Below are 560 nucleotides of genomic sequence, written 5' to 3'. Positions count from 1 at the left end.
CTACTCCCCCGAGATTGCAAGCATGAGCAGGCTCGTCGTCGCCATCACCGGGCGAGCGATCGTTGTAACCAAAACACGGGGTATCGGTACATCTGACAGGGGTGATGGTTCGAGCAAGAACGTGTACCGATACCCACTTTTCCGGGACGGCTCGAACCATTGCAAAATCGCACAAAAACAGAGGTCAGACGGCAAAAACGGCAAACACGGTCAGAAACGCGATGTACCGATGCATAAGCAAAATAACCCCTGGTGAGGGGTTATTTTTCATCATTTCGCTTATGCTTGGCTGACGTAAGAGACCTCTGTTCGAACCATTGGGATTGGCCGTTCACCCCTATAGAAATGCGGAATCTCGCGATTCTCGGTAACAGGGGTGACGGTTCGAGCCACGCCAAGTCGTATCAACCGCACGAGCTCTCACAACGACTCGGCGCCCAGAAGGTCAAGCGTCTAGTCGATCGCGCACAGGGCGGCGAGAGTGTGCGGTCACTCGCCCGGGAGCTTGGTGTGGCGAACTCCGCACTGACGCGCATGCTGCGGGAAGAAGGCGTTCCCAT

2 protein-coding genes are annotated in these 560 nt (G+C 55.7%); both read left to right on the top strand.

Translation table 11 applies throughout. The features are described from left to right. Positions 1-256, top strand: a 256-nt coding sequence (locus ACGG9C_RS17060; RefSeq protein ID WP_390178957.1) for a hypothetical protein, incomplete at its 5' end; no start/stop codon positions are given. A gap of 89 nt (positions 257-345) precedes the next feature. After that, positions 346-560: hypothetical protein (locus ACGG9C_RS17055; protein ID WP_390178956.1), on the top strand; the 215-nt coding region annotated here is incomplete at its 3' end.

This window comes from Microbacterium sp. MTN4-26, from assembly GCF_042846595.1.
Classification (GTDB): Bacteria; Actinomycetota; Actinomycetes; order Actinomycetales; family Microbacteriaceae; genus Microbacterium; species Microbacterium luteum.
Note: the sequence above shows the minus strand (reverse complement) of the source record. Positions and strands in the feature narration are given on the sequence as shown.